Origin of the sequence: Klebsiella sp. K5-204, assembly GCF_030128585.1 — a bacterium.
GTDB classification, from domain to species: Bacteria; Pseudomonadota; Gammaproteobacteria; order Enterobacterales; family Enterobacteriaceae; genus Klebsiella; species Klebsiella quasipneumoniae.
The window spans coordinates 446,365-473,097 of sequence record NZ_JAKUZS010000001.1; the positions used below are offsets into that span (position 1 = coordinate 446,365).

Consider the following 26,733-nt stretch of genomic DNA (forward strand, 5'->3'; position numbering starts at 1 on the left):
GGCGAGGAGACAATCCGGCCAGCGTTTCGCTGAGCTGAATCAGGTTTGGCGGCAGCGGAAACGGCCGTTCGAAAACCGCCGGGCCGGTAACAAAGAGAGCGTCAGCGCGGCGATAGTCTTTCACTTAGTCAGAGAAAATGCGTTACTCCGCCAGCAGGGCGGCGAATTTCGCCAGCCACTGCGGGTGTGCCGGCCAGGCGGGGGCGGTGACCAGATTGCCGTCAACATGCGCCTGATCGATACCGATATCGGCATAATGCCCGCCGCTCAGGCGCACCTCCGGGGCGCAGGCCGGATAGGCGCTGCAGGTCCGCCCCTGCAGAATCCCGGCGGCGGCCAGCAGCTGTGGCCCGTGGCAGACGGCGGCGATAGGTTTACGTGCGGCGTCGAACGCCTGGACCAGTTTAATGACCTGTTCGTTCAGACGCAGATACTCTGGCGCGCGTCCGCCGGGGATCAGTAGCGCGTCGTAATCCTCGGCCTTCACCGCGGCAAAATCGGCGTTCAGGGTGAAGCGGTGCCCCGGCTTTTCGCTGTAGGTCTGGGCTCCGTCAAAATCATGGATCGCCGTCATCACATAGTCGCCGGCGGCTTTATCCGGGCAGACGGCATCGACCTGGTGGCCAATCATCTGCAGTGCCTGAAAAGGGACCATCGTTTCGTAATCTTCGGCGTAATCGCCGACCAGCATCAGGATCTTCTTGCTCATTATTTTTACTCGTTGTGGGAGAAAGGTGTCATAGATATAGCCTGGCGATCCGCAGAATGCGACCTCCTCAGGATGCCGATGACGGTGGCGTGCGCATCTTGTAACCGGGTTCATATTTTTTTGGTAACGACAACTTTTTTCGCCATCGCGCTGTGGTCAGTCGCCCAGAAAAATAAGCTCTTCAGCCACTGACGACTGTCTGCGGAGGAACATATCGCTGGGTCCGCGGTCATTCCTCGTCACGCTCGCTGACCGGTTAGCGCAAACCAGTTGCTGAGAAAAAGGTTGCTCTTGAATGTTTTGCCGCGCGGGTGACGATAAATTGCGTTGCGAGGGGATGATTTAATTCCAGGTGCTGTTATCGCTATGTTTATTCTTATATTTTTCTTTGGGGTGTAATTTGTTTTTATTATTGTTTTAGGTTTTGTATTTATTTATTAAATATTTATTTTGGCGCTAAGGGAAAATGAAATCATTCACCTTGTGAGTATATTCAATAAATCTTCTTGTTAAGTTGATCGATAATCTATTTCTGTTTTATTATCCTCAGGTTTTTACCGTCAACTCTTCAATAATTATTCCCTGAGGAAAGGAACTGCTATGGCTGATACGTTCCAGAATGAAGTGCCTAAGGCTCGCATTAATCTCAAATTATCTCTCCACACCGGCGGCGTGCAAAAAAAAGTTGAGCTGCCATTAAAGCTACTTACCATTGGTGATTTTAGTCACGGTAAAGAAAACCGGCCATTATCGGAAAGAGAAAAAATTAACGTCAATAAAAATAACTTTAACAGCGTACTTTCGGAATTTAGCCCGGAGGTGAATCTCTCGGTGCCGAATACGCTGGCTGGCAATGGCGAAGAGGAGAACGTCAGGCTGCGTTTTACCGATATCAACGATTTTGAACCGGAGCAGATTGCCCGGCAAATTCCACAACTCCGCGCCATGCTGGCGATGCGTAATTTATTACGCGATCTCAAATCCAATCTGCTTGATAACGCCACTTTCAGAAAAGAGCTCGAGGCAATTCTGAAAGATCCGGCGCTGTCACAGGAATTACGCGACGAAATGAGTGCGCTTGCTCCGAAATAATGGCGGGGCAAGTCTGTTAATGGAATAACCGGGAAAATGCTAATGTCTGTTACCACAGAAAACAGCCCTGTTCAGGGGCAAACCGCGCTGCAGGAAAACACGGCGAGCGAGGGCGTTTACGCGTCGCTGTTTGAAAAAATCAATCTCGCCCCGGCCGCTCGCCTCGGGGACATCAACGACTTTCTGGAAGATGCCGCGCTCTCCGAGGCGCCGGCGGCGGAGCGTCTGACCGCGGCGATGCAGGTGTTTATGGAGCGCATCCGCCAGTCCGGCCAGCGGGTGGAAAAGCTCGATAAAACGCTGATTGACCACCATATCGCTGAACTGGATTTCCAGATAAGCCGCCAGCTGGACGCAGTGATGCACCATCCGGAGTTTCAGCAGGTCGAATCCCTTTGGCGCGGCCTCAAACAGCTGGTGGACAACACCGACTACCGCCAGAACGTGAAAACGGAGATCCTCGACGTCTCAAAGGACGATCTGCGTCAGGACTTTGAGGATGCGCCGGAGCTGATTCAGAGCGGCCTTTACTGGCACACCTACACCGCGGAGTACGACACCCCCGGCGGCGAGCCGATCGGCTCGCTGATCTCGGCCTATGAGTTCGACGCCAGCGCGCAGGACGTGGCGCTGTTGCGCAATATCTCCCGGGTTTCCGCTGCCGCCCACATGCCGTTTATCGGCGCTGTCGGCCCGGCTTTCTTCCTGAAAGAGACCATGGAAGAGGTCGCCGCCATCAAAGATATCGGTAACTACTTCGAACGTGCGGAATATATTCGCTGGAAAGCGTTTCGTGAAACCGACGACGCCCGCTACATCGGCCTGGTGATGCCGCGCGTGCTGGGTCGTCTGCCGTATGGTCCGGACACTGTGCCGGTGCGCAGCTTCAACTATGTCGAGCAGGTGAAGGGGCCGGACCACGAAAAGTATCTCTGGACCAGCGCGGCGTTCTCTTTCGCCTCCAATATGGTGAAGAGCTTTGTCAATAACGGCTGGTGCGTGCAGATCCGCGGCCCGCAGGCCGGCGGCGCGGTGAAAGATCTGCCCATCCATCTGTACGATCTGGGCACCGGCAATCAGGTGAAGATCCCTTCCGAGGTGATGATCCCGGAAACGCGGGAGTTTGAGTTCGCCAGCCTGGGCTTCATTCCACTGTCGTACTACAAAAATCGCGATTACGCCTGCTTCTTCTCGGCCAACTCCGCGCAAAAACCGGCGCTGTACGATACCGCCGACGCTACCGCCAACAGCCGCATCAACGCGCGTCTGCCTTATATCTTCCTGCTGTCGCGCATCGCGCACTACCTGAAGATGATCCAGCGCGAGAATATCGGCACCACCAAGGACCGGCGCCTGCTGGAGCTGGAGCTGAACACCTGGGTGCGGAGCCTGGTCACTGAAATGACCGATCCGGGCGACGAGCTGCAGGCCTCCCATCCGCTGCGCGATGCCAGCGTGGTGGTGGAAGATATCGAGGACAACCCGGGCTTCTTCCGCGTGAAGCTGTACGCCGTGCCGCACTTCCAGGTCGAGGGGCTGGACGTCAATCTGTCGCTGGTCAGCCAGATGCCGAAGGCGAAGGCGTAGGGTCGGACGATGATGAAAACCGAACGTCCGTTATGGGGCCGGGGCATTATGGTGTCGCCCCAGCATTTTCAACAGCAGGCTGCGTATGCCGCCTGGGCTGCGGAAGCGATTGCCCGGATGGGCCTCAACCACCCCTGGGGAGTGGTTGAGGCGACCTTCGAACCAGAGATGCTCAAACTGGGCCGCCTGCAGGCTCACAGGCTGCAGGTCCGGTTCCAGGATGGCACGATGATTGATACGGACAATGCCGATGCGCTGCCGCCGGCTTTGTCGCTGGAGGGCGAATCTCGCACGGGAGTGGTGATGCTGGCGCTGCCTCTGATGAAGGCCAATGGCGGCAACTGCCTGAAGCCTGATGATGTGGCCGACAGGCCGGTGCGCTTCCGGCAGCGCTGGCGCGATGTCCGCAACCAGTTCGGGGATGATACCCGGCAGATTGCCGTCATGCAGCCGGAGCTGTCCCTCCGTTTCGCCCATCAGGATAACAGCGATTACCTGACCTGTCCGGTGGTACGCCTGCTGCGGGATTCGCAGGGGGCCTGGCTCATCGACGAGACGTTTCTTCCGCCGCTGCTGCAGATTCAGGGCAGCCGCTGGCTGGCGACGCAGCTTGAACTGCTGCTTACTCAGCTCCGGGCTCGTCTGACGCGCCTGATGGCCATGCGTCGCGAGAGCAATGAACGGATGGCTGATTTTGCCGTGGCCGATGTCTCTCTGTTCTGGTTGCTGAACGCGCTGAACAGCGCTGAGCCGGTGCTGGGGTATTTTCTGCGTTACCGGCAAAGCCCGCCGGAACGCCTCTATCCGGAGCTGGCGCGCCTGGCTGGCAGCCTGCTGACCTTTTCGCTGACCCATCAGGCGAATGCCGTCCCGATCTATCAACATGACCAGCTGAACGCGGTTTTTCCGCCGCTGTTTGATTTACTCAGCGACCTGCTGGAGGCGAGCCTGCCGTCGCGGGTGGTAGCGATTGCCCTGGAGCATGATGCCCGGCTGCACTTCTGGCAGGCGCGTCTGCACGATGCCCGGCTGCGGGAAGGGGCGGATTACTATCTGTCAGTTCGTTCGTCGGTACCGGTCGCTCAGCTGCAGGAACAGTTTCCGCGGCAGTGCAAAGTGGGCAGTCCGGATCATGTCAAAGCCATCGTCAACTCCTCGCGGACAGGGGTGCCCCTGACGCCATTGCGTCATGTGCCGGCGGCGATCCCGCTGCGTCTGGAAAACCAGTATTTCAGCCTCGATGTGTCCCATCCTCTGGCGACGGAAATGCTGCAGAGCGGTACCTGTATGTTCTACGTCCCGGGGATGCTTGGCGAGCCTGAACTTGAACTTTTTGCGGTGCTACGAACGTGAATGAACGTCAACGCGGCAACGCCGCGTCCATTGATATCGATGCGCTGCTGCAAAACACCTGGCTGCAGGTTATCAGCCTGCGCCATGGCCCGCAGTTCCGCGATGAGGAGGGGTACACGCTTTGGCAGCGCTGTATTGCTGATGTCGAGCGCGTGCAAACTGAGCTGAAGGCGAGCGGGCTTGATGACGTCAGCTGTCAGCATATTCTCACCGCCCAGTGCGCGCTGCTCGATGAAGTCGTGAAAGGGCGCGGCGTGGAGGATGATGCCTGCCTGCAGTGGTATGACATTCCGTTGCAGGGGCATTTTCTCGGCACCATGGACGCCGGCGACACCCTGTGCGAGCGGATGCGCGAGGTTCTGCATGATCCGACGCCCGACCTGGCTGTGGTCACCTGTTTTCAGCGGGTGATGCTGCTGGGTTTTGTTGGCAGCTTTCGCTCCCTCCACGACCCGGAGCGCCTGAAGCTGGTCAACGCGCTCAGTGAACATGTCCCGCCTTTCCGTTGTCCGCAGGGCGCTCCGGTGCTGATAGAGAGCCGCGCCGGACTGGGGATAAGCGGCTGGTTGGCCTCCTGGCCGGTACGTGCAGGGCTGAGCGTGGCGGTGGTCGTGGCTCTGTGGTGGGGATTGAACCACTGGCTCGATCATCTGCTGCTGACCCTGCTGCCGGGGGAGGTGAAATGAGCCCCGCCCAGCAGCGCGGGCTGGCGCTGTGGGCAGGCTTGCTGAGCGCGCTGGTGTGCCTGCTATTTTTGCCGGTTCCCCGCTGGGGGGCGTGGCTCATTCTGCTGGTCACGCTGGCCCTGATTATCGCGATCTGGCGTATTGCCCATCGTGGTGCCGAACGTCACGTCTCGTCAACCCTGCACGAACTTCCGACGATCGCTTATCGCCAGCCGGTAGTCCTCGTTTGCGGCGATTTGCCGTGTGTCTGGCCGCAGCCGTCCCCGGTGCGGGTCGTCAAACAGGGCTGCTGGATCCGGGTGGAAAAGACGGAGGAGCTGCCGCAGGTTGCGCGCCAGATATTAAGCCAGCGACCGGAGTGGGGGCCTCAGCTGTCGGTGCTGCTCTGCGTCTGCCCGCAGCGGCACGCGCAAAGCGACGCGCTGACCAGCGCCCTGCTGGCCCTGCGCTGGCAAATCAGCCAGCTGCGGCAGCAGACGAGGTATGCCGTACCGCTGGTGCTGCAGGGGCAGGTGGGCAGCGCGATGAGCCCCAGTCTGCTCTGGCAGGCGGCGTTCCCGGGTGAGGCGGTGAAAGTCTGGCAGCCATCCTGCGCCCCCTGTTCTGTGTCGACCTGGTTGAGCGTCGGCGGCGCGGCGGCGCTGCAGCAGCAGGTGTTAATGAACAGCCTGATGGGCTGGTTCGAACGGCACGTCCTTGCCGTGTTAACGGAGGAGAATGCCGACCTGCCACCCTTGACCCCAGCGGCCGTACTTTGGGGGATCGGACCCACCCATGCCGGGAGCCTGGCGTCGTCGGCATGGACGAGGTGGTTATCCCGGCATACCGGCCTGACGCGGGTAGCTGGCTGGCAGCCAGGCGAGACCGACACCCCGGATGCGTCATCCTTGCCGGATTTCATCCTGTCGCAGTTACCGGCGGGACGGGGGCTTACGCCATGGGGCAGGGCCTGGCGCGCGGCGCTCGCTGTTTTCACTCTTGCGGCTGTCGCCGCGCTGCTCAGCAGTGGCTGGAACAATCGACAACTGCTGCAGCGCGTGGGCGTTGATATTGCCCGTTATGAGCGGATCGCGATGGATGATTATGGGGCAAAAGCCAGCGTCGTCAGGGTGCTGCGTGAAGATGCCGCGCTGCTGGATAGCTGGGCGCGTAACGGCGTCCCGCTGCGCCTGAGTCTTGGCTTATATCGCGGGGAGCGGATTCGCCTGCCGTTGCTGGAGGCTATTCGCCGCTACGTGCCGCCGCCACCGCCCCCCAGGCCGGTGCAGCGCGTCGCGCCGCACGTCATCCGCCTTGACAGCATGTCGCTGTTCGATACCGGGAAATGGGTACTGAAACCCGGTTCGACAAAGCGGCTTGTCCACTCGCTGGTGGACATTAAGGCCAGGCCCGGGTGGCTTATCGTGGTGGCCGGCCACACCGACAGCGTCGGTGAGGAAAAAGCCAACCAGCTATTGTCGCTGAAACGCGCGGAATCGGTCCGCGACTGGATGCGCGATACCGGCGACGTGCCGGACAGCTGCTTTGCCGTTCAGGGCTATGGCGAAAGCCGCCCAATTGCAACAAACGACACGCCGGAAGGCCGGGCGCTGAACCGACGTGTCGAAATCAGTCTGGTGCCGCAGGTCGACGCCTGCCGGTTACCGGACAAACCCTCTGCGTCATCCCAGGATGATGGCGCTTCACTACACAATGGAGAGTAATTCCATGGCAATTCCTGTTTATCTTTGGCTGAAAGACGACGGCGGCGCGGACATTAAAGGGTCTGTCGACGTTCAGGATCGTGAAGGCAGTATCGAAGTGGTGGCCCAGGAGCATAACCTGTACATCCCGACCGATAACAACACCGGCAAACTGACCGGCACGCGGATCCATACGCCTTTCCTGTTCACCAAGGAGATCGACTCCTCCAGCCCCTACCTGTACAAGGCGGTGACCACCGGTCAGACCCTGAAATCCGCCGAGTTCAAGTGGTACCGGATCAACGATGCTGGCCAGGAAGTGGAGTATTTCAACACCACGCTTGAGAACGTCAAGGTGGTGAAAGTGAATCCCCTGATGCACGACATCAAAGACCCTGCCTACGAGAAGCACAACCATCTGGAACAGATCGAGCTGCGCTACGAGAAGATCATCTGGACCTATAAAGACGGCAACATCATTCATTCCGATAGCTGGAACGAACGCGCTACCGCGTAATTGCCCGTCATTCTTCGCGCCGGAGGCGCGTTGGCGGCGTTCGCTCACCCCGGTCGCATCGTTATCTATGCGACCGGGGAGTAAGGAGGGCCATCGCCTGATGCGGACAGCGTTTCTCTGTCCGCCGTTTTTTGCTGAATGCCTGAGATGCGGGTACTCAGCAAAGAAAAACACAATCTGCCTGCCTGACCCTGTGCGCTATGGGTTCCTGTTGGGGAACAGCGACGGGCGGTAGCGTGTCCGGAACCAATAAAGAGAGGATCTCATGGAAAATCCAGCCAGCCTGTTACGCCGTCTTAATCCCTGCTGTGCCCGCGCGATGGAGGGGGCGGCCTCGCTGTGCCAGTCCCGGGCGCACGCTGAGATCCTGCCCGAGCACTGGCTGCTCAAGCTGCTGGAACAGGGGGAAGGCGATCTGACGGTGCTGGCGCGGCGCTACGAATGGGATATGGATGCGCTATGGCAGGATCTGCTTAGTTGGCTGGATAAACAGCCGCGCTCGGTACGTCATCGTCCTCAGCTATCTGGCGCTATCCTGAAGCTAATGCAGGAGGCCTGGCTGATTGCCTCGCTCAGCGGCGAAGCGCAGATCCGCAGTGTTCACCTGTTGATGGCGCTGGTAGCAAAACAGAATCTGATCCAGTGCGATGGCCTGTGGCCGCTGTTAACCCTGGGCCAGAGCCAGCTGGAACGCCTGCGCCCCCTGCTGGATACCCAGTCCGACGAACGTCCGCAAGCGCAGCAGGAGACTGCGCTGGCGCAGCGTCATGGCGGGGACGTGGAGTTTGTGGGGCGTCCTGCGGACGGGGTACCGAACACGGATGGGCCCAACCCGGCGCTGCAGAACGCCCTCGACAAATTTACTCTCGACGTCACTGCCAAAGCCAGAGACGGGCAGATTGACCCGGTGTTCGGACGTGATACGGAAATCCGCCAGATGGTGGATATTCTCTCCCGGCGTCGTAAAAACAACCCGATCCTCGTCGGTGAACCGGGCGTGGGCAAGACCGCCCTTGTGGAAGGCCTGGCGCTGCGCATTGCTGAAGGCAACGTCCCCGACGCGCTGAAGCCGGTGTCGGTGCGCACCCTGGACCTCGGATTGCTGCAGGCCGGCGCCGGGGTCAAAGGCGAGTTCGAGCAGCGTCTGAAAAATATCATTGAGGCGGTGCAGCAGTCGCCTACGCCGGTGCTGCTGTTTATCGACGAGGCGCACACGATTATCGGCGCGGGCAATCAGGCCGGCGGGGCGGATGCCGCCAACCTGTTGAAGCCGGCGCTGGCCCGGGGGGAACTACGGACCATCGCCGCCACCACCTGGCGTGAATACAAGCAGTACTTCGAGCGCGATGCCGCGCTGGAGCGCCGCTTTCAGATGGTCAAGGTGGATGAGCCGGACGACGACACCGCCTGCCTGATGCTGCGCGGCCTGAAGCCCCGGTATACCCACCACCACGGGGTGCATATCACGGATGACGCGGTGCGTGCCGCCGTGACGCTGTCACGACGCTATCTCACCGGCCGCCAGCTGCCGGACAAGGCGGTGGATTTACTCGACACCGCCTCCGCCCGCCTGCGCATGAGCCTTGATACCGTGCCAGAGCCGCTGACCCGCCTGAAGGCGCAGCTCACCGCGCTGGCGATGGAGAAGCAGGCGCTGCTGGAGGATATCGCGCTGGGCAACAGCGCCCACGGCGAACGGCTGGCGTTCATTGAGCAGGAGGAGAACCGCCTTATCCTGGCGCTGGATACCCTCGAAACCCAATATGGTCAGGAGCTGCAGCTGACGGAGGCACTGCGGGCATGTCGTCGCGATATCTCCCGCCAGGGGGAAATCAACGACCTGCAAAACGCGCTTACTGCCGCCCAGCACGGCAATCCGCTGCTCGGGCTGGACGTCGACGTCCGCACCGTGGCGATGGTGATTGCCGACTGGACCGGCGTGCCGCTCTCCTCGCTAATGAAGGATGAGCAGACGGAGCTGCTGAGCCTGGAACAGAGTCTCGGCAAACGGGTGGTTGGCCAGGAGGCGGCCCTGAGCGCTATTGCCCGGCGCCTGCGCGCCGCGAAAACCGGCCTGACGCCGGAGAACGGTCCGCAGGGGGTGTTCCTGTTGGTCGGGCCGAGCGGCACCGGCAAAACGGAAACGGCGCTCGCCCTCGCCGATGCGCTGTTCGGCGGCGAGAAAGCGCTGATCACCATCAATCTCTCCGAGTACCAGGAACCGCACACCGTCAGCCAGCTGAAGGGTTCTCCGCCGGGCTACGTCGGCTACGGCCAGGGCGGGATCCTGACCGAGGCGGTGCGCAAACGCCCCTACAGCGTGGTGCTGCTCGATGAGGTGGAGAAGGCCCATCGCGATGTGATGAACCTGTTCTACCAGGTCTTCGACCGGGGGGTAATGCGCGACGGCGAGGGGCGTGAAATCGACTTCCGCAACACCGTGATCCTGATGACCGCCAACCTTGGCAGTGACCTGCTAATGCAGCTGCTGGATGAACAGCCTGAAGCCAGCGAATCAGACCTGCACGAGCTGCTGCGCCCGGTGCTGCGCGGTCACTTCCAGCCTGCGCTGCTGGCCCGCTTCCAGACGGTGATTTACCGTCCGCTGCCGGCGGCAGCGCTGCGCGGCATTGTCGGCATGAAGCTCGGGCAGGTGAGTCAGCGTCTGGCTTGCCATTACGGGATGACCGCCACCCTCAGCGAGAGCCTGTTCGACGCGCTGACCGAGGCCTGCCTGCTGCCGGACACCGGCGCCCGCAACGTCGACATTCTGCTCAATCAGCAGATCCTGCCGGCGCTGAGTCAGCAGCTATTGAGCCATATGGCGGCGGGGCATAAACCGAACCATGTGACGCTGGGGTATCACGAAGAAGAAGGCATCGTGATGGCGTTTGACGAGAGGGCAATCGCCGATGAGTAGCGTGAAATCGTTGTTGTTCAGCCACAACCACCATCTGCTTTCGGTGAAGGGATGTGAAGCCGGGCTTGATGTGCTGGCGTTTGAGGGCGATGAAGCCCTGAGCCAGCCGTTCCGCTATCGTATCGAATTCACCAGCGCAGACCATGCCATCAGAAAAGAGATGATGCTGATGAAGGCTGCCTCCCTGACGCTGCAGGCGCCGGTGGCTCAGGGCTTCGGCATCAATGTTCAGCAAGCCGTGCGGGTGATCCAGGGCGTGGTGACGGGGTTCGAACGGCTCGGCACCTCCAGGGATGAAACGCACTACGCGCTGACCCTCCAGCCGCGCCTGGCGCTGCTTAACCGCTCGCACCAGAACGCCATTTATCAGGACCAGTCCGTTCCGCAGATTGTGGAAAAAATCCTCCGCGAGCGCCACGGCCTGCGCGGTCAGGATTTTCTGTTCTCGCTGACAAAAACGTATCCGCGCCGCGAGCAGGTGATGCAGTACGGTGAGGATGACCTGCGCTTTATCACACGTCTGCTGGGTGAGGTGGGGATCTGGTTTCGCTTTACCGCCGACACGCGGCTGCACATCGACGTCGCTGAGTTCTGCGACAGTCAGCAGGGCTATGAGAAGGGGCTGACGTTGCCTTCGGTCCCGCCGTCCGGGCAGCAGTCGGCGGGGGTGGACGCGGTGTGGGAGATGGCATGCCGCCACCGCGTCGTGGAGCAGCAGGTCAGTACCCGCGACTACAACTACCGCGAGGCGACGGCCGACATGAACGCGCAGGTGGATGTCACCCGCGGGGAGACCACTACCTTCGGTGAGGCTTACCACTGGGGAGATAACTACCTGACCGCGGGGAATGTCCATGACCGCCATCCGGCGCCGGAGTCCGGGGCGTTTTACGCCCGGCTTCGTCATGAGCGTTATCTGAACGGCCAGACCCGGATGCAGGGCACCACCAGCTGCCCGACGCTCTGCCCGGGTCAGGTGCTGAAGGTGACCGGCGGAGAGGAGGTGGCCGGAGAGTTTGCTGATGGTGTGCTTATCACGGCGATGCACAGCCACGCCCGGCGCGATGCCGACTTTGCGGTGGAGTTTGCCGGCATACCGGACAGCCCGGACGTCGGCTACCGGCCCGAGCCCGGCGCCCGCCCGGTGATGGCCGGGACGCTGCCGGCCCGCGTGACCAGTACCCGGGAAAACGACACCTACGGGCATATCGACAAACACGGGCGCTACCGGGTGAATATGCTGTTTGACCGGGCGCGCTGGGAAACCGGGTTCGAGAGCCTGTGGGTCCGCCAGTCCCGTCCGTATGCGGGAGATACCTACGGCCTTCACCTGCCGCTGCTGGCGGGCACCGAAGTGGCGATTGGCTTTGAGGACGGCAACCCGGACCGGCCGTACATCGCCGGCGTGCTGCATGACTCGGCGCACGGCGACCACGTCACCATCCGCAACCACAAACGCAACGTCCTGCGCACCCCGGCGAACAACAAAATCCGCCTCGACGATGAGCGTGGAAAAGAGCATATCAAGGTCAGTACGGAGTACGGCGGCAAGAGCCAGCTGAATCTGGGGCACCTGGTGAACAGCGACAGGCAGCCGCGCGGCGAAGGCTTTGAGTTGAGAACCGACAGCTGGGGTGCCATCCGGGCGCAGAAAGGGATATTTATCAGCGCGGACGGCCAGGCCAGGGCACAGGGCCAGGTGCTGGAGATGGAGCCAACGGTCAGTCTGCTGAAAGGCGCGCTGAATCAGATAATCGAATGGGGTAGTATTGCCCAGATTCATCATAATTATTCACCGGACGCAGATTCACTGAGAGATTTTGTTGATGGTGCCAGTAACCTGAAAGAAGCGGCTTTATTGATGGTGGCCCCTAAAGGTGTTGCTTCTGTTACCCCTGGTACTGCGTTAATGCACAGTGGTAAAGGCCTCTACCTGCAAAGTCTGGGAGAGGTCAATATTGCAACCGCGCAGCGCCACTCAGTAAACGCCAGTAAAGCGATTTCGCTACTTTCACAACAGGAAGGGATCCGGCTGGTCTCGGCGAAAGGACCACTTGAAGTAGAATCACACGCAGACACACTCTCCCTTACGTCACTGAAAGACGTCACGGTTCAGTCAACACAAGGTCACCTGCAGCTAACGGCAAAAAACGGGATCACTATTGCATGTGGCGGCGCTTACATCCAGTTGACATCTCAGGGAGAAATTAAGGTTCATGGACCTGGCCTGTTAAGCATGAAAGGGCAACACAACATGGAAGGCCCTGCGAGCCAGGATTTCCCGTTGCCTGAACTACCATCATCGGTCTGCAAAGATTGTCTGAAACGGGCACAGGAAATCGCTCAGGGTTTTGTTCCAAGGGAGGTGTAAAAGATGGATTTAGTTTCTCCGTGGATAGACAAAATCAGAAAAACCTGCCAGCGTGCCGAGATAGACTATGTTGATGTGATAATCGATCAGTGTGCTGTTAATTTCTCTGTCCTGCCCGCACTTAATACTTTCAGTAACCCTATGATGTGGCAGTCGCTATATCATGGGCTACCTGAAGATATTTATCCTGAGGATGCGCCTGTACTGGTTCGGGTGAATTTATCGGACGCTGAACACGTTCACTGGTTACATAACCTTGCAGCAGAAATGATGGAGTCGGCTCCCCTGCTGATATGCGGTTCTTGCTGGTCGTTTGAACAGCTTGCTGATTGGCTGAGGGATTGTGTTGATGCGCAACATGAAGGTCGGGAGGGGATTTTCCGTTTCTGGGATACCCGTGTTTTTCCTTTCTTGTTCAGCCACATTCTTGATGCTGAGCAGCAAAAGCAACTGCTGATACCGGTCTTATTCTGGACATGGCTCGACTGTGACTATCAGTCTTCCATTCGGTTGGGGAGTGGTGAAATCCCGGAATCTGACAAGTCCGTGGTGCAAATCGAATTTACCGATAGCCAGTTTGAGAAACTCATGTGTGTCAGTGATACGAGCCAGTTTCTGAGATACGAGAGTGTGCCAGAAGGGATGTTTACTAACCGGCAAGCCGAATTTACAGCCTGTTATGAGGCGATGCTGACCGCAACAGAGCAGAGAATTGTTTTTGATGATAAGCGCAATGACTGGGTTATGGCGCAGGTTATTTCAAATAACTCTGTTACCTGATTAATCCCTCACAAGGAGTTTTAAATGAAATCTCCCTTTCTCTTTTTAGTTGCAGAGATATTTCTGTTAACGGGCTGTAATCAGCCTGCTGAATCAGATTCAGTCAGCGGCGGTGGTGGAACCATCGAGGCCATTAATCATACCCACTGGGCCATCAACCACTATAGTGTCAACGGGCAGTCCGGTGTCGATATTATCGGCCCGTGGCAGGGAGGAGGCGGTGCGGGTTGCTTTGGTGTGCCTCCAAAATGGGAACCGGGAATGACGGTAAAAATTGAGTGGGAAACAGGAGAAGCTTCAACAGATGGCTTTCCAGGATACGATCATTGGGATGAGTATCTTGAATGGGAAAAAAAAATAAAAGCAAGTTATGTAGAGCACAGTGCAATAGTGCCTGTTCCTGATTATAACGGCCAAAAAACCTGTGGCATCAAAATACACTTCCTTCCGTGCGACAAGATAAAAGTGACAACCAGTTGTTACGATTACGGTAATCCGAATTACCCGATTAAGGATCCGATTAAGATGGAGGAGCCTGAAGTATGTCCAAAATAAATTCAGGGCTGCCAGGGCATGGTTAGCTCCTTTTGACACATGGCTGGGATAGGAACCTGTAATCTCTCATTATCCCCTAAGCAAAGGAATGTTAAATGAAATCTCCCTTTCTCTTTTTAGTTAAAGCGGTATTGCTGTTAACGGGCTGTAATCAGCCTGCTGAGTCTGATTCAGTCAGCGGCGGTGGCGGAACCATTGAAGCTATCAACCATACCCACTGGGCCATCAACCACTTTAGTGTCAACGGGCAGTCCGGTGTCGATATTATCGGCCCGTGGCAGGGAGGAGGCGGTGCTGGTTACTTTGGTGTGCCTCCAAAATGGGAACCGGGAATGACGGTAAAAATTGAGTGGGAAACAGGAGAAGCTTCAACAGATGGCTTTCCAGGATACGATCATTGGGATGAGTATCTTGAATGGAAAAATAAAAGCAAGTCATAAAGAACACATTGCAGTAGTACCAGTTCCTGACTATAACGGCCAAAAAACCTGTGGCATCAAAATACACTTCCTTCCGTGCGACAAGGTAAAAGTTGCAACCAGTTGTTACGATTACGGCAATCCGAACTACCCGATTAAGGATCCGATTAAGATGGAGGAGCCTGAAGTATGTCCAAAATGAACCCAGACTTAACATGGTATCCACCTCACTTTCCAAAACAAGGGCGTTTACCAACAGATACAGCAGCAACGAAGCGAAACTGTAAACAGCAGGACAGCCATGAGCTGGCATACCGGAATGAGCTCTGTCACGCTGCGGGTAAAATCGTAGAGCCGCCTTGCTGTAAAACTCTGCATATCAGTTTATTTTTTGATGGTACAGGAAATAACTTAAATAACGATCTGTATATTGCCAGTCCTAAGCATACAACAAATATTGCTCGTTTGTTTCGTGCAACTATCGGTCAGGGTTATGCTGGTGGGGTTCAGGGACATACTGAAGAGTTGGTTGATTTAGCAGGAACGTCAGGCAACAAATATTATAAATATTATATCCCTGGGGTTGGCACACCTTTTCCAGAAGTTAATGACCTTGATTATAGTACGCCAGGCCTGGCTTTTGCGACCTACGGTGAAGAACGCGTCAACTGGGGGCTGCTACGGATTATTGACGCACTCAGAAGAACATCGGGTTTAACCGAGATTTCTGATGCCGAGTGTTATGCCGCCGTCACACCGGAAACGACCCTCCTGCACAGCGGTAACGGGCTGTATCTGCAGAGCCTGGGAGAGGTCAACATCACCACGGCACAGCGCTGTTCACTGAATGCCAGCCAGGCTATTTCACTGCTGGCGCAACAGGAGGGAATGCGGCTGGTCTCCGCCAAAGGCCCGCTGGAAGTAGAGTCGCACGGCGATATTCTGTCGCTGACCGCGCTAAAAGATATCACCGTCCAGTCAACTCAGGGGCATCTGCAGTTGACGGCTAAAAATGGCATCACCCAGGGGTGCGGCGGCGCATATATCCGTCTTACCCCGCAGGGAGAAGTACAGATCCACGGACCGGGGGTGATTAGCCTTAAGGGGCAGCACGATTTGCAGGGGCCGGTCAGCGAGGCGTTTCCCTTACCTGATCTACCGGCATCGGTTTGTAAAGAGTGCCTTAAAAAAGCCCAGGCGCTGGCGCAGGGCTTCGTGCCGCGGGAGGCATAATGACCAGACAATGGATTGAGGAGGTCGCCGGAACCTCTCGGGTTTTCGGAACGGATTATCTGCACGTCATTATCGATCAGGCAGGGGTGGATTTTTCCGTTATTCCGGCGCTGAATTCGCTGTCAGTTGAGTGGCAGTCGCTTTTTCATGGACTTCCGGAAGCATTTATCGTCGATGATGCTCCGCTGGTAGCGCGCTTTACGCTTGATGATCTTGAGCAAATGCGCTGGTTACAGGATATCAGCCAGCAACTTGCCAGCCAGGCGCCGCTGCTCCTGTTCTGCACATACTGGCCCTTTTCGGCGCTGGCGAACTGGCTCACGCAGTGCATGGATATTCTGCAGGAAGGGCGCAGCGGAATTTTACGCTTTTACGATACCCGGGTATTTCCGCTGTTGTTTACGCACATTCTCAGTGAAGAGCAGCAAGAGCCATTGATGCGTCCGGCCCTGTTCTGGGCGTGGCAGGATCTTGACGGGCAGGCGAAAGGCATCAAAGGCAGTGGTCTCCCACCGGAACGCGATGAAAAGGCGCCAAAAATAGAACTCAGCGATCGCCAGCTCGAGCATCTGATGTGTATCAGCGATGTCATCGTCCTGTTGTCACACTGTGCTCCGCCTGCGGGCATATTTGATTCAAGACAGTCGCTGTTTTCGGCCTGTTATCAGGGCATGGTGGAGGCGACACGCCAGGGCATTCTTCTGGATGACGCCCGTGAAGACTGGGTAATGAAAAAGTGGCTTGCCGACATAAAAACCAGTGAGAGACCTTCGGAATGAAAAGTCTGGTCTGGCTGAGTTCATCCCTCTTTTCATTACCCTCAAACCGACAGGGAGAGTCCGATGAAATCTGCATTAATCAGCCCGCTGCTGGCGGGGCTGCTGCTGTTAACCGGCTGTGTACAGCCAGCCGCCCGGGCCGGAGGCGGAACAATAAAAGCCATCAACCATACAAAGTGGGCGATCAACCACTTCAGCGTCAACGGCCAGTCGGGCATCGACATTATAGGCCCGTTCCAGGGAGGCGGTGGCGGCTGCTGCTTCAGCGTGCCCGCCCGTTGGACGCCGGGTATGACGGTACGCATTGACTGGGAAAGTGGGGAGGCATCGACTGAAGGTTTTCCTGGATTTGCTGATTACGAAAAATATAAAGCCTGGGAGAAAAAAATGAGCTCTCAGAATCGGCAGCACAGTAAAACCGTCCCGCTGCCCGACTATAACGGCCAGGAGGTGTGCGGTATTACGGTGCACTTTTTACCCTGCGATGACGTGAAGGTAACCACCAGCTGCTGGTCACCGAGAAATGCGAACTACCCGATAAAAGAGCCCGTCAGGATGAAGGAGCCGGCCGTCTGTCCGAAGTAGCTCGCCTTCGTTTCCCCGGGATGGCATCACCATTCCTTAATCACCCTCAAACCGACAGGGAGAGTCCGATGAAATCTGCATTAATCAGCCCGCTGCTGGCGGGGCTGCTGCTGTTAACCGGCTGCGCACAGCCTGCCGCCCGGGCCGGAGGCGGTGGCGGCGGCACCATTGACGCCATCAACCACACAAAGTGGGCAGTTAATCACTTCAGCGTCAACGGCCAGTCGGGCATCGATTCAATAGGCCCGTTTCAGGGGGGCGGTGGCGGCTGCTGCTTCAGCGTGCCCGCCCGCTGGACGCCGGGTATGACGGTGCGCGTTGACTGGGAAACTGGGGTGGGGTACTCCATGGACTTTCCGGGGTATCAGGATAGGCAAAAATACCTTGCCTGGAAAAAAGGAATTGATGCCCAAAAGAGGCAGCACAGCAAAACCGTCCCGCTGCCCGACTATAACGGCCAGGAGGTGTGCGGTATTACTGTGCACTTTTTACCCTGCGATGACGTGAAGGTAACCACCAGCTGCTGGTCACCGAGAAATGCGAACTACCCGATAAAAGAGCCCGTCAGGATGAAGGAGCCCCCCGTATGTCCGAAATAACCGAAACCCATGCCGCCTGGGTCCCGCCGTCGTTTCCACCGCAGGGACGTCTGCCGGGCCGGGCGCTGGAGGTTGGTCAGAACTACTATCAACAGAACAGCGACGAGCGGCGCTATCATCAGGAGCTGTGCCTGGCTGCCGGACGGCGCGTGGAGCCGCCGTGCTGCAAGACGCTTCATATCAGCCTGTTTTTCGACGGTACCGGCAATAACTTAAATCATGACTTTTTTATCGCGAACCCGAAACATCCGACCAATATCGCCCGGCTGTTTCGGGCGACTATTGGAACGGGTACGGCTGGCGGGGTGCCGTCTGATGATCAGAGCAAGCTGTTTGATGGAGACGGCGAGGGAGACGGGAAATATTTTAAATTCTATATGCCCGGCGTGGGCACCCCCTTCCCGGAAGTGAATGACCCCGACTATTCCACCATGGGTCTGGTGGGGGCAGTTAAGGGGGAGGACCGGATTAACTGGGCGCTGCTGCGCATAATCGATGTGCTGATGTTTAGTGCCACCGAAAAATGGCTGACCACCACAGAGAGTCGTCGTTCACTGAAAGAAATGAGCACCAACTGGAACCTGCTGGGGTTTGGCGGCAGCCATAACCGCTATGAAGAGTTCACTCGTTTGCTGAATGGTCTTGCCCCGAAACTGATGCCGATGCTGATTCAGCCTGAGCCGGGCAAGCCGAAACTGACAGGCATCAAACTGTATGTCTATGGTTTTTCCCGCGGCGCGGCAGCGGCGCGCACCTTTGTGCGCTGGCTGAGCGAACTGCTGCCCCCGCCGGCGGCGGAGGGTGAAAAACCGCCGCAGTGCCTGCAGACAGGCGGGATGCAGCTGCCCGTCAGCGTGGAGTTTCTCGGGCTGCTGGATACGGTGGCCTCCGTCGGGGTGGCGCATGTTGTGCCGGTTGCCGACGGGCATATGTCCTGGGCAGACGGCACGATGGAGCTGCCGGATGATGAAACCTATGGCGGGCTGATAAAAAAATGTGTTCACCTGGTCTCCGGGCATGAGCAGCGTCTCTGCTTTCCGCTGGACTCGGTGCGCCGGGCAAACGGCAAATACCCGCCCTGTGCCACTGAGGTGGTTTACCCGGGGATGCACTCGGATATTGGTGGAGGATATCCGCCGGGGGATCAGGGGAAAGCGAATGGTGAGGATGATGCACTGTTACTCTCACAGGTAGTTTTGCATGACTTATATGCTTCGGCATTTGCTTTTGGTGCGCCACTTAAAGTCCCACCGACCACATTACCGCGAGATCTAAACCGGCAGCTTTGGCGAGCCATGTCGCCCGATTTGCAGGAAGAATTTGTAATTGATACACCACTAGTCAACCGCTTCAACGCCTGGCGCGAACTCACTCTGGGCCAAACCACGCCGAAAACGTTCGATCCCGAAGCAGCCTCTCACTACGAACCACTTGCCGCCGGCGGCAGCCTGGAAACCGTCATTGCTGAGCAGATGGCCTGGATCACCGCCTGGCGCATCGACCGCTATGCCAGAGGCTCGATGCTGAAAACGCCATTCTATCAGCGCGCCACGAATACCGAAGCGCTGCCTGCCGCGCGGAAGGCGGCAGAAGAGATTCGTGATGAAAAACAGGCGGCGGTGCTCAGGGCTCGCCAGAACCAGATAGCAAACCAGCCTCCTGACAGGATGGATGAGCTGGTTCTGCAGCCGGGTGTGAAGGATTTTGACCCAAAGATGGATCAAACCCAACTGTTCGACGCGGCGAAGGAGTTCGGAAAGGATTACCACGACGGTTACCGTATCCCGGAGAACCTGGCGCAGCTGGTGCTGGATACCGTGCTGCAGCCGGTGATTTTCATTCTGAATACCGATGATGAAGCGCAGGAATACCGGCGCATGAAGCGTGACGGAGAGGCCCGGGTGGCCGTCCTGTTCCCCGCGGCCGGGGAGGCCAGCAACGCGGAGCAGCCTGCCGGGCTGGTGAGGGCGCTGTTTGATGACCAGGTGCATGACTCACGCGCCTGGTTTATGTATGCCGTGCTCGGCACGCGCGAGATGTGGACCGGCTACTTCCGCTACCGGATGATTTACTTCGGCGAGCGCTGCAGTAAGCCGCTCTCGCCGCTGGTGCTCGCCGGAGACCTGGTGGGTTTTGCGACCGTGACTGCGGGCGTCGTGCTCAGTTTCCGGCAAAAGTCCCTGACCGGCAAGCTGGCCGGGCTGGCCGCTACAGGCGCCGTGCGCTCGCTGGAGGTGGCGGTGCTGGACAAGATAACCGGGGAAGCGCTCCCAGAGCTGCCCGGAGGGGAGCAGTTGCGGGCCTTTACCCACGAGCCGGGGACCGTTGTCGCACAGCAAAAGGCGCGGAAAGCGGAACAGCAGATGGCGCGGGGGCAAGCCGCGCTGCCGGCCAGCTGGCTTGAGGACGTTCTGACGACAACGGTCTGAACGCGGATAAGGAGGATCCGATGAATAAAGTCATCCGCAAAGGAGATACCCTGCGGGAGTATGGTGGCAGGGTGCTGATGGGGCATTATCAGTGTTTTGGTCTGGGATTCGCCTGCAAGGGCGACCCGGTCAAGTGTAACAAACACGGTATGACGACCATCGCTGAAGGCAGCGCGCGAACCACTATTGATGGCCAGCCGGTTGCGCTCCACGGTCATCGCTGCGCCTGCGGCTGCACGCTGGTCAGCTCTAACCCAGACTGCGGGGTTGATCAGTGAGGCCGGTACCGGAGTATCCCCCGTACAAATACGCGCGACCGCCTGGTACGGCCAGGTGGCTATCGGTTTCGGCCCTGCTGGTTCTGCTTAGCGGCGGGATCAGCGCTTTACTTCCCTCGTCAGAAGGAAAAAGCGCCCTGGCCGGCACCGGGATCCTGTTGGCCCTGGCGCTGGCAGGTACCGGCTGGTTGATCCGGCTGCTGTACTACCGCATGAGCGTGCATAACGCCAGGTTCTATGACCAACTGGTGGCATACGAACAACAGCAATGGTGGGCGGAGCATCGGCAGCCGATCGGGTTACAGGACGGTCTGCTGCTGGGCCCCGCGGGCAAAACGACCACTGACTGGCTGCGGGTGCTAAGCCGTCACGAGCGTCCGCCAGAGGAAGAGAACGAGGGCGGCGGCAGGGCGCTGCGAGCACCATACCTTTCAGTTTCTGAGGCTATCGCCCGCGAAAAACGGCTGGCGGAACTACTGGTGATGGAATGGCAACGACAGCGCAGTGAAAGAACGCTTACTCCGCCGCTGCGTTGCTACTGGCAGGGAACGGAACTCGCCTGGCAGGCGTTTCGTGCACAGATGACCCTCACTGTTGCGCAGATGACACTACCATCCAGCCCGCATACCTGGTGTGGGGAGGCCAGCCTCGCGGAGATAGCACACACTCTGGCCGAAGCTGACCCCCACGACACTGTGCTTATCGCCGGATGTCAGGTGGTTGTCGCCCAGACGGGGGCGGTGCAACCCGCCGGAGAGTCTGCGGTACTGTGGCTCGCCGGACGGGACGGTCCGGTGCACCTGACCAGGGGGGAAACCTATTGCGCAGAAAAAGGGGAGGCCCTGACTGCTGTAGCCGCTCGTGTGCTGGAGCAGAACGAACTGAGCGGCCCCCCGGAAGCCTGTGCGCTGTTTTTTCAGCCGGGACTGGAAGCGCTGGCGCACAGCGGTTGGGATATCAACCTGTATCGCCAGGATGCCTGTTGGGGAGACATCGGCGAGATGGAAGGCTTGACCGTTCTGTCGCTGGCGGCGATCTACGCCGCGCACTACCAACAACCGTGTGGCTGGATAGCCCGCGATCCCTTGAATACCCTCGCAATTGGAATTGTAAAACCTGATGGACAACGTCAATAAACCTGCAGCTATCTCTGTGGCGGCTACGGTTATCGTCAGTATTGCTGCGGTCACGCTTCTGGTGCTCCTGGGCGGGCTGGCATGGTGGCTGTGGGCGATGGATCATGCCACGCAGTGGGAAACGCTGCGCCCGTTTATCGCCATGGGCTTTATTATCTGGGGGATGGCGCTCAGCCTGCTGGTACTGGGGTTTATGGCCTTTCGACTGCTGATAAAAGATAAGGTTAAGCCTTCAGCAGCGCCTGTGCGGCAACCCGCCAGGCCCGATGGGCGCGAAGCCCTTTATGCCCCGCTGAAAAAGCATCTTCACGCACGTTACCGCCTGCGCTGGCACCGCAAAGTCCGCCTGCTTTTAGTCACCGGCGACGATGCAGCAATCGAACAACTGGCGCCTGGTCTGCGCCAGCAGCGCTGGCTGGAGGGCCAGCGTACCGTTCTGATTTACGGCGGCAGTCTGCTCTCCGAACCCGACGGTCAGCAATACGCCGCGCTACGCAAGCTGCGCCGCGGCCGTCCTCTGGACGGGATTGTGCGGGTGATGCCATCGTCTCTCACCCTGACGCCGCAGATAAGCGAAAACGACCTGCGCGGGCTGGAAAAAATTAGCGAACTGCTGGGCTATGCCGCCCCGGTTTGGCTGTGGAAACTGTGCGGCAGTGAGTGGTCGCAGGCTGACCGCGCGGTGCAGGCGGTAGGGGTTAGCTTCCCGTTACGCGCTACCGAGGACGATGTCGCCCGTCAGCTTGCGCAGATGCTGCCCACGCTGCGGGAGCAGGGGATGCGCCAGATCGCGGAGGAGACCCGCCACGACTTCCTGCTGCGTCTGGGGCAGCAGTTTCTCGACGGGGGGATCGCGCAATGGCGCTGGCAGCTGGCGCCATGGCTGACCGCCTCGCGACAGCGGTTTGCGCTGCGAGGCCTGATGTTTAGCCTGCCGGCGCCTCGTACCGTAGATCCTTATCAGGAGGCTGATACCTCGCCTGCGGGCCAGCCTCATCTCCTGACGCTGCCCGCCACCTGGCAGGGAATCGTCGATGACTGCCGCCGTTTACACGGGCATCACGTGGGAATGGCGTGGGAGCGGGGCCTGGCGTGCGGTTTGATGGCTATCCTCGGCCTGTGGGCGGCGGGACTGCTGCTCTCCTTTACCCTTAATTACAGCCAGATTGTTTCGGTAGCGGGAAAAGCCCGTGACCTGGTGACCCACCCCTCTGTTTCTGACTATCAACTGACGGCCCTCCATGCCCTGCGCAATGAGGCCGGCCGTCTCGTGCACGATGGGCAGAAGGGAGCGCCCTGGTATCGGCGCTTTGGTCTGGACCATAATCAGCAACTATTAGACGCCGTCCTGCCCTGGTACGGCGTGGCAAACAACCGCCTGATACGTGACCCGGCCAATGTCGCGCTGCGGCAGGCGCTCAGCGCGCTGGTCAACTCCGCACCCAATAGCGACCAGCGAGCCCGGCTGGCGAAACCGGGCTATGACCAGCTGAAAGCCTGGCTGATGATGGCTCGTCCGGATAAAGCCGATGGCGCCTTTTTCGCGCAGACCATGAAAACGGTCCAGCCAACGCGAAAGGGGATCTCGACCGGACTGTGGCAAAGTCTGGCGCCGGATCTGTGGGCCTTTTATCTCTCCCTGCTGCCCGAGCGGCCAGAGTGGAAGATCATCCCGGATGCACAACGTGTCAGTCAGAGCCGTCAGGTTCTGTTGCAGCAGATAGGTCGCCGCAATGCCGAAAGCACCTTGTATGAGAACATGCTCAAATCCGTGCGTCGTAATTTTGCCGATGTATCGCTGGAAGACATGACCAGTGGCACCGATGCGCGCCGCCTGTTTACCACCGATGAAGTGGTCCCGGGGATGTTTACCCGCCAGGCATGGGAAGGCGGCATTCAGCAGGCCATTGATAAGGCAGCCAGCTCGCGCCGGGAGGAAATCGACTGGGTGCTGAGCGATTCGCGCAAAACGGTGTCGACAGACCTGTCGCCGGAGGCGCTGAAAGCGCGTCTGACCCGACGCTACTTCACCGATTTCGCTGGCAGCTGGCTGAATTTTCTCAACAGTCTGCGACTTAATCCGGCGACCACCATTGCTGATGTTACCGACCAGCTCACGCTGATAAGCGATGTCCGCCAGTCGCCGCTGATTGCCCTGATGAATACCCTTGTCTGGCAGGGGCAGGCGGGGCAACAAAGGGAGGGGCTGTCGGACAGCCTTATTAAATCGGCCAAAGATCTGGTGGGCGGAAAAGACAAGCCGGTCATCGACCAGTCGGCAGCCGGGCCGCAGGGGCCTCTGGATGACACGTTCGGCCCACTGCTCCAGCTAATGGGGAAAAACACGGGCAACAACGTCATGTCGGCCGACAGCACCCTGAGCCTGCAAACCTATCTGACCCGCATCACCCGCGTGCGCCTGCGTCTGCAGCAGGTTGCGAATGCCTCCGATCCGCAGGAGATGATGCAGACCCTGGCGCAGACCGTCTTCCAGGGGAAAAGCGTCGACCTGACCGACACGCAACAATATGGCAGTCTGATTTCGGCAAGCCTTGGCGAAGAGTGGAGTGGCTTCGGTAACACTCTGTTTGTGCAGCCGCTGACTCAGGCCTGGGAAACCGTGCTTCTGCCGTCGGCGGCCAGTCTGAATGATAAATGGCGCCGATCGGTAGTCGCCAGCTGGCACACCGCTTTTGACGGCCGCTTTCCGTTTGCCGCCAGCAAAAGCGACGCCTCTCTGCCGATGCTGGCTGAGTTTGTGCGCAAAGACAGCGGGCGAATCGAACGTTTTCTTACGACGGAGCTGAACGGTGTTCTGCATAAAGAAGGTAGTCAGTGGGTGCCGGATAAGGTCAACAGTCACGGCCTGGTCTTTAATCCAGCCTTTCTGCGCGCCATCAACCAGCTAAGCCAGCTGTCCGACATTCTTTTCACCGATGGCAGCCAGGGCATCAGCTTCGAATTGCAGGCCAGGCCTGTTGCACAGGTCGTGGAGACACAGCTGACGATAGACGGCCAAAAGCTGCGCTATTTCAATCAGATGGCCGACTGGCAGACTTTCCGCTGGCCGGGGGAAACGTATAAACCCGGCGCTCTGCTGACCTGGACCACCGTCAATGCGGGCACGCGTCTGTTTGGTGACTACAGCGGAACCTGGGGTTTTATTCGCTGGCTGGAGCAGGGTAAACGCCAGCAGCTCGAACGCAGCCAGTGGATGATGAGCTTCACCGCTCCGGATGGCCGCACCCTGCAGTGGGTACTGCGCTCCCAGCTTGGGAGCGGCCCGCTGGTGCTTCTGGCGCTGCGCGGATTGACCCTGCCGGATCAGATTTTCACTGTCGATGCGGCTGAGAGCGCACAGGCCCTGACGGCGGGGGTAGGGAATAGTGACATGGATGAGATGGAAAAATGAGTATTTTACAAAATCTGGTTGCCGCCAGTCAGTTGGATGAAAGCGTACTGCGCCAGCAGGCCCGGTCACGCCAGGAAAACTGGCAGTCATGGCTTGCGCCAATCAGTGATAGCCAGCCCACCGGGGATGATCCGGGCTATGACGATGATTTTCAGCGTATCCGCGAGGAGGTCAATAAGATCTCCGGCGTCGATACCGAACTGATTTGCCAGCTCGCAGAAAAACTGCTGACTCATACCTGCAAGGATCTGCGCGTGATCACCTTTTACGTGTGGGCGCGTCTGCAGCAGGATGGCGAAACCGGTCTGGCCGAGGGCGTTACGCTGCTTGCGGCAATGCTTGAGCGGTTTGGGGATATGCTCCATCCCCAACGTGAACGTAGCTGCAAATCGGCGCTGGAATGGCTCGGCAGTCGCCGGATGTCGGACAGTCTGTCTCTTTATCCGGAAGTCGACATGACCACTATGCAGGTCATTATCGGGGCGTTATTGCTGACGGAAGCCTCTTTTGCTGTATTGGCTGAGGCCTCTCGCCCCGATCTTTCCGGGCTATATCAGCTCCTGGAGAACCGACTGGTGCAAAGCGGCGGCGCCCGCAGCCTGGTGCCGCAGACCAGCCGCGAAGAACACGATCTGCTGCCCCAACATGCAGACACCGCACCGGTAATGCATACCGTCACGTCAGGACGTGATTTGCTCGACCAGGTTAAAGTGCTGGCGAAATATCTGCGTGAGTGTCCCGGCGGATGGCTGGCAGGTCATCATCTGATGAAGAGTGTGCGTTGGGATACTTTAACGGAATTACCGCCGCTGGATGCCTCCGGCCGGACCCGGCTATTGCCTCCAAAGCCGGAGAGTAAAGCCCATCTTAAGCGGTTGTATTTACAGAAAAGCTGGTCAGAACTGCTGGAGCATACGGACACGCTGTTGGCGCAAGGCGTCAATCATCTGTGGCTGGACGTGCAGTGGTACGCCTGGCAGGCGCTGCTGAAACTGGATGCTGACACTGTACGGGCCGATATCCTGTGCCGGGATATGAAAGGGCTACTGGCTCGTCTACCGGGGCTGGAAACCCTGGCGTTTAACGATGGTACGCCATTCGCCGATGAAGTGACGCTCAACTGGCTTAACGAACATGTTCTGGATGAGATGGCCGGATGGCAAGGTGAGCCGGTGATGGCGGCGACCAGCACTGATGAGGTGCTGTCGCTGGAGGCAGAAGTGCTCGCCCGCGCGGACGATGAAGGTATTGAGTCGGCGCTGAACTGGTTACAGGCGCAACCGGGCTATACCACCAGCCGCAATCGGTGGCTGATGCGCTTATTGATGGCGCGGGTCAGCGAGCAGTACGGAAAAAATGAAATAGCGCTGCATCTGCTGGCGGAACTCGACAGCCGTGCCCGGGAAATGACGCTCGAACAATGGACGCCGGAGCTTATCTTTGAGATCAAAGCCCGCCGACTCCGGCTGCTAAGAGGCAAGGCCGGGCGCAGTGAGGCAGAAAAAAATCGCTTGCAGCCAGAGATGGAGTCTTTGCTTGCCGGGCTTATCGCTCTGGATCCCGCTCGCGCTGCGGTGCTGTGCGCATAATTGACGCGTCAACCGCACCTTA

General features: G+C 58.5%; 19 protein-coding genes and 2 pseudogenes. 20 read left to right on the top strand and 1 reads right to left on the bottom strand.

Annotation, left to right across the window (positions count from 1 at the left end; all coding sequences use genetic code 11):
- Positions 1-142 precede the first annotated feature (142 nt).
- Positions 143-709, bottom strand: coding sequence for a DJ-1/PfpI family protein (locus MKR05_RS02235; protein ID WP_023289387.1), 567 nt, complete (start codon positions 707-709; stop codon positions 143-145).
- Positions 710-1,309: 600 nt separating this feature from the next.
- Between MKR05_RS02235 and tssB the strand changes: the two genes are divergently transcribed.
- The 20 genes and pseudogenes from tssB (at position 1,310) to tssA (ending at position 26,711) form a co-directional block, all read left to right on the top strand.
- The gene (tssB, locus tag MKR05_RS02240) at positions 1,310-1,801 is read left to right on the top strand and encodes a type VI secretion system contractile sheath small subunit (RefSeq protein WP_023289388.1); all 492 of its coding nucleotides are present in this window, start codon (positions 1,310-1,312) and stop codon (positions 1,799-1,801) included.
- A 42-nt stretch (positions 1,802-1,843) separates the two neighbouring features.
- Positions 1,844-3,388 carry a type VI secretion system contractile sheath large subunit gene (gene tssC / locus MKR05_RS02245; RefSeq protein ID WP_233672868.1) on the top strand — a complete coding sequence of 515 codons (1,545 nt, stop codon included), beginning with the start codon at positions 1,844-1,846 and terminating at the stop codon, positions 3,386-3,388.
- A gap of 9 nt (positions 3,389-3,397) precedes the next feature.
- Positions 3,398-4,741 carry a type VI secretion system baseplate subunit TssK gene (gene tssK / locus MKR05_RS02250; protein WP_072420330.1) on the top strand — a complete coding sequence of 448 codons (1,344 nt, stop codon included), beginning with the start codon at positions 3,398-3,400 and terminating at the stop codon, positions 4,739-4,741.
- Positions 4,738-5,427: a type VI secretion system protein TssL, short form gene (gene tssL, locus MKR05_RS02255; protein WP_023289391.1), complete on the top strand. Its 690-nt coding sequence runs from the start codon at positions 4,738-4,740 to the stop codon at positions 5,425-5,427. The genes tssK and tssL overlap by 4 nt, the downstream gene beginning before the upstream one ends.
- Complete coding sequence (locus tag MKR05_RS02260) at positions 5,424-7,130, top strand: OmpA family protein (protein WP_238875470.1); 1,707 nt, start codon at positions 5,424-5,426, stop codon at positions 7,128-7,130. Before tssL ends, MKR05_RS02260 begins: the two co-directional genes overlap by 4 nt.
- Positions 7,131-7,134: 4 nt before the next feature.
- Entirely contained in the window at positions 7,135-7,626 is a 492-nt protein-coding gene (hcp, locus tag MKR05_RS02265) for a type VI secretion system effector Hcp (protein WP_023289393.1), read from the top strand.
- A gap of 265 nt (positions 7,627-7,891) precedes the next feature.
- A complete protein-coding gene (gene tssH, locus MKR05_RS02270; protein WP_248569333.1) occupies positions 7,892-10,546 on the top strand; it encodes a type VI secretion system ATPase TssH in 2,655 nt (884 codons plus the stop codon).
- A gap of 1 nt (position 10,547) precedes the next feature.
- On the top strand, positions 10,548-12,917 hold the full coding sequence (locus MKR05_RS02275; RefSeq protein ID WP_284118201.1) for a type VI secretion system Vgr family protein: 2,370 nt from the start codon (positions 10,548-10,550) through the stop codon (positions 12,915-12,917).
- A gap of 3 nt (positions 12,918-12,920) precedes the next feature.
- Positions 12,921-13,697, top strand: coding sequence for a DUF4123 domain-containing protein (locus MKR05_RS02280; protein WP_238875468.1), 777 nt, complete (start codon positions 12,921-12,923; stop codon positions 13,695-13,697).
- 24 nt (positions 13,698-13,721) lie between these two features.
- Complete coding sequence (locus MKR05_RS02285) at positions 13,722-14,252, top strand: DUF3304 domain-containing protein (protein ID WP_101995592.1); 531 nt, start codon at positions 13,722-13,724, stop codon at positions 14,250-14,252.
- 95 nt (positions 14,253-14,347) lie between these two features.
- Positions 14,348-14,873, top strand: a pseudogene (locus MKR05_RS02290) (DUF3304 domain-containing protein).
- Between the two features lie 542 nt (positions 14,874-15,415).
- A pseudogene (locus MKR05_RS02300) lies at positions 15,416-15,904 on the top strand (DUF2345 domain-containing protein); the annotation flags it as partial.
- Entirely contained in the window at positions 15,904-16,683 is a 780-nt protein-coding gene (locus tag MKR05_RS02305) for a DUF4123 domain-containing protein (protein ID WP_182962048.1), read from the top strand. The pseudogene MKR05_RS02300 and the gene MKR05_RS02305, both read left to right, overlap by 1 nt.
- Positions 16,684-16,746: 63 nt before the next feature.
- Positions 16,747-17,268: a T6SS immunity phospholipase A1-binding lipoprotein Tli1-KP gene (tli1, locus tag MKR05_RS02310; RefSeq protein WP_060590946.1), complete on the top strand. Its 522-nt coding sequence runs from the start codon at positions 16,747-16,749 to the stop codon at positions 17,266-17,268.
- A 68-nt stretch (positions 17,269-17,336) separates the two neighbouring features.
- Positions 17,337-17,867: a T6SS immunity phospholipase A1-binding lipoprotein Tli1-KP gene (tli1, locus tag MKR05_RS02315; RefSeq protein WP_060590945.1), complete on the top strand. Its 531-nt coding sequence runs from the start codon at positions 17,337-17,339 to the stop codon at positions 17,865-17,867.
- A complete protein-coding gene (locus MKR05_RS02320) occupies positions 17,855-20,296 on the top strand; it encodes a DUF2235 domain-containing protein (protein WP_182962047.1) in 2,442 nt (813 codons plus the stop codon). Before tli1 (MKR05_RS02315) ends, MKR05_RS02320 begins: the two co-directional genes overlap by 13 nt.
- A 20-nt stretch (positions 20,297-20,316) precedes the next feature.
- A complete protein-coding gene (locus MKR05_RS02325) occupies positions 20,317-20,574 on the top strand; it encodes a PAAR domain-containing protein (protein WP_002902252.1) in 258 nt (85 codons plus the stop codon).
- Entirely contained in the window at positions 20,571-21,710 is a 1,140-nt protein-coding gene (locus MKR05_RS02330; protein ID WP_182962046.1) for a hypothetical protein, read from the top strand. Before MKR05_RS02325 ends, MKR05_RS02330 begins: the two co-directional genes overlap by 4 nt.
- A complete protein-coding gene (locus MKR05_RS02335) occupies positions 21,694-25,122 on the top strand; it encodes an ImcF-related family protein (RefSeq protein ID WP_284118044.1) in 3,429 nt (1,142 codons plus the stop codon). Before MKR05_RS02330 ends, MKR05_RS02335 begins: the two co-directional genes overlap by 17 nt.
- Positions 25,119-26,711 carry a type VI secretion system protein TssA gene (gene tssA / locus MKR05_RS02340; RefSeq protein WP_049015149.1) on the top strand — a complete coding sequence of 531 codons (1,593 nt, stop codon included), beginning with the start codon at positions 25,119-25,121 and terminating at the stop codon, positions 26,709-26,711. The genes MKR05_RS02335 and tssA overlap by 4 nt, the downstream gene beginning before the upstream one ends.
- Positions 26,712-26,733: the final 22 nt, after the last annotated feature.

Coding starts and splice junctions, on each gene's coding strand:
- MKR05_RS02235 (WP_023289387.1), bottom strand. CDS start 709: ATGAGCAAGAAGATCCTGATGCTGGTCGGCGATTACGCCGAAGATTAC.
- tssB (WP_023289388.1), top strand. CDS start 1,310: ATGGCTGATACGTTCCAGAATGAAGTGCCTAAGGCTCGCATTAATCTC.
- tssC (WP_233672868.1), top strand. CDS start 1,844: ATGTCTGTTACCACAGAAAACAGCCCTGTTCAGGGGCAAACCGCGCTG.
- tssK (WP_072420330.1), top strand. CDS start 3,398: ATGATGAAAACCGAACGTCCGTTATGGGGCCGGGGCATTATGGTGTCG.
- MKR05_RS02260 (WP_238875470.1), top strand. CDS start 5,424: ATGAGCCCCGCCCAGCAGCGCGGGCTGGCGCTGTGGGCAGGCTTGCTG.
- hcp (WP_023289393.1), top strand. CDS start 7,135: ATGGCAATTCCTGTTTATCTTTGGCTGAAAGACGACGGCGGCGCGGAC.
- tssH (WP_248569333.1), top strand. CDS start 7,892: ATGGAAAATCCAGCCAGCCTGTTACGCCGTCTTAATCCCTGCTGTGCC.
- MKR05_RS02280 (WP_238875468.1), top strand. CDS start 12,921: ATGGATTTAGTTTCTCCGTGGATAGACAAAATCAGAAAAACCTGCCAG.
- MKR05_RS02285 (WP_101995592.1), top strand. CDS start 13,722: ATGAAATCTCCCTTTCTCTTTTTAGTTGCAGAGATATTTCTGTTAACG.
- MKR05_RS02305 (WP_182962048.1), top strand. CDS start 15,904: ATGACCAGACAATGGATTGAGGAGGTCGCCGGAACCTCTCGGGTTTTC.
- tli1 (WP_060590946.1), top strand. CDS start 16,747: ATGAAATCTGCATTAATCAGCCCGCTGCTGGCGGGGCTGCTGCTGTTA.
- tli1 (WP_060590945.1), top strand. CDS start 17,337: ATGAAATCTGCATTAATCAGCCCGCTGCTGGCGGGGCTGCTGCTGTTA.
- MKR05_RS02320 (WP_182962047.1), top strand. CDS start 17,855: ATGTCCGAAATAACCGAAACCCATGCCGCCTGGGTCCCGCCGTCGTTT.
- MKR05_RS02325 (WP_002902252.1), top strand. CDS start 20,317: ATGAATAAAGTCATCCGCAAAGGAGATACCCTGCGGGAGTATGGTGGC.
- MKR05_RS02335 (WP_284118044.1), top strand. CDS start 21,694: ATGGACAACGTCAATAAACCTGCAGCTATCTCTGTGGCGGCTACGGTT.
- tssA (WP_049015149.1), top strand. CDS start 25,119: ATGAGTATTTTACAAAATCTGGTTGCCGCCAGTCAGTTGGATGAAAGC.